The organism is Pseudomonas machongensis, from assembly GCF_034961125.1.
Lineage (GTDB): Bacteria > Pseudomonadota > Gammaproteobacteria > Pseudomonadales > Pseudomonadaceae > Aquipseudomonas > Aquipseudomonas machongensis.
Window position 1 is genome coordinate 1 of sequence record NZ_JAYFUI010000069.1, and the last position, 2274, is coordinate 2274.

Here is a 2274-nt window from a genome sequence, read left to right on the forward strand (position 1 = left end):
TTGCTTTGCAGATTGTGGTGGTGAAGACGAAACGAACCGAAAGTTCGAAGCGACTCACAAAGATCACATATCCGAATTGGCTGGCGTGTCTGCAAAGGCGCACTGGCAACCGAATTTCTTGACGACCATAGAGCATTGGAACCACCTGATCCCATCCCGAACTCAGCAGTGAAACGATGCATCGCCGATGGTAGTGTGGGGTTTCCCCATGTGAGAGTAGGTCATCGTCAAGATTCATTTCGCAAAACCCCTATCTGCGCGAGCAGGTAGGGGTTTTGTCTTTCTGGCGTTCGCCAGGTCGCATCGCTCCCCCACGCCGACACCGCGCACGCCACGGGACACATCGGCGCCCTCCCTTTCTCGCGGGGATATCCCTGCCCTTTTCCTATGCAATCCAGCAGCCCGTGGCTATCATGCCAGCCTTATTCCAAGTCGAGACTGGCATGCTGAAGTTGTTGAATCTCCTCAAGGATGGCCGATTTCATTCTGGCCAGGCCCTGGGGGAAGCCATGGGGGTAAGCCGCAGTGCTGTGTGGAAGCAGTTGCAGCACCTCGAAAGCGAGCTGAACCTCACCATTCACAAGGTGCGTGGTCGTGGATACCAGCTCGCTACGCCATTGAGCCTGCTCGAGGCGTCGGCGATTGCTGCATTCGCGCAGGGTGAGCAATGGCCTGTTCTTGTCCATGACTCGATAGATTCGACCAATGCCGAGGCCCTGCGTCTGATTGGGAAGGGGCAAGCAGCTCCCTTCCTGGTGCTCGCCGAGCGCCAGAGTGCTGGTCGTGGTCGGCGCGGCCGACACTGGGTCAGCCCGTTCGCTGAGAATCTCTATTACAGCCTGGTGCTCCGGGTAGAGGGTGGCATGCGCCAGCTCGAGGGGCTGAGTCTGGTCGTTGGCCTCGCGGTAATGCGCACGCTACATACGTTCGGTGTAAAGGGAGCGGGGCTGAAATGGCCCAATGACGTTCTTGTCGCTAACAAGAAGATTGTCGGCATTCTTCTGGAGCTGGTTGGCGACCCCGCGGATGTCTGTCACGTCGTGCTAGGTGTCGGTATCAATGTGAACATGCAGAGCAATGATCAGGTCGACCAGCAATGGACATCGATGCGTCGGGAGACTGGCGATCTCATTGATCGCAATCGTCTGGTTGCGCAGTTGAACCAGCAATTGCAGCATGAGCTTTCACGCCATCGTCGCTATGGTTTCGCTGCTTTCCAGGAGGAATGGGAGCAGGCGCATCTGTGGCAGGGGCGCAAGGTCTCGCTGATCGCCGGCAATCAGACGGTCGATGGCATTGTGCTGGGTGTGGACGGGCAGGGCGGTCTACGCATGGATGTCGAGGGTGTGGAGAAGAGCTTCAGTGGTGGAGAGCTCGGGTTGAGGTTGCGCGATGATTCTTGAGCTCGATTGCGGTAATAGCTTTATCAAGTGGCGTGTGATTCATGCTGCGGATGCCACCATTGTGGGTGGCGGTATCGTCGATTCGGATCAGGCGCTGCTGGCCGCTGTCGGAGGGCTGGCTGCCGCGCGCCTGGCGGGTGCACGGATGGTCAGCGTGCGCAGCGAGGAAGAAACCGATGCGCTGTGCGAGGCGATCAGGCAAGCCTTCGCTGTTGACGTGCAGGTTGCGCGTCCTGTCATTGAAATGGCGGGAGTACGCAATGGCTATGAAGATCATGAGCGCCTGGGCATGGATCGCTGGCTGGCCGCCCTCGGTGCATTCCACCTGGCCAAAGGGGCTTGCCTGGTGATGGATTTTGGCACAGCCGCCAAGGCGGACTTCGTGGCGGCGGATGGTCAGCACCTGGGTGGATATATCTGTCCGGGGATGCCTCTGATGCGTAGCCAGCTGCGGACCCATACCCGCCGTATTCGTTATGACGATGCCTCGGCCGAGCGAGCATTGAGCAGTCTTGAGCCCGGGCGCTCCACGGTCGAGGCAGTCGAACGTGGGTGCGTGCTGATGCTGCAGGGGTTCGCCCATACGCAGATCGATCAGGCGCGCGCGCTGTGGGGTAATGAGTTCAGCGTCTTCCTCACGGGAGGCGATGCGCCCCTGGTCCAGGTGTCTGCACCTGGCGCGCGGGTTGTACCGGACCTGGTCTTTGTTGGCCTGGCGATGGCCTGCCCCTTGAGTTGAGGTGCCTATGCGTTGGTTGTTTCTGCTGTTGGTAGTGCTAAATGCCGTCTATTACGTGTGGCACCAGCAGGAGGCGCCGGTACGGGTCAAGGAAGTTGCACCCCTTTCCCTCTACAAGGGAAGTCAGCAGGA

2 protein-coding genes and 1 rRNA gene are annotated in these 2274 nt (G+C 59.1%); all 3 read left to right on the plus strand.

Features of this window, described 5'->3' with window-relative positions; genetic code table 11:
* Positions 1-117: 117 nt before the first annotated feature.
* The 3 genes from rrf (at position 118) to VA602_RS05415 (ending at position 2142) form a co-directional block, all read left to right on the plus strand.
* Positions 118-233: ribosomal RNA gene (rrf, locus tag VA602_RS05405) — 5S ribosomal RNA — on the plus strand.
* A 210-nt stretch (positions 234-443) separates the two neighbouring features.
* The gene (gene birA / locus VA602_RS05410; protein WP_323452694.1) at positions 444-1403 is read left to right on the plus strand and encodes a bifunctional biotin--[acetyl-CoA-carboxylase] ligase/biotin operon repressor BirA; all 960 of its coding nucleotides are present in this window, start codon (positions 444-446) and stop codon (positions 1401-1403) included.
* Entirely contained in the window at positions 1393-2142 is a 750-nt protein-coding gene (locus VA602_RS05415) for a pantothenate kinase (RefSeq protein WP_151926570.1), read from the plus strand. The genes birA and VA602_RS05415 overlap by 11 nt, the downstream gene beginning before the upstream one ends.
* The last annotated feature ends 132 nt before the right edge of the window (positions 2143-2274 follow it).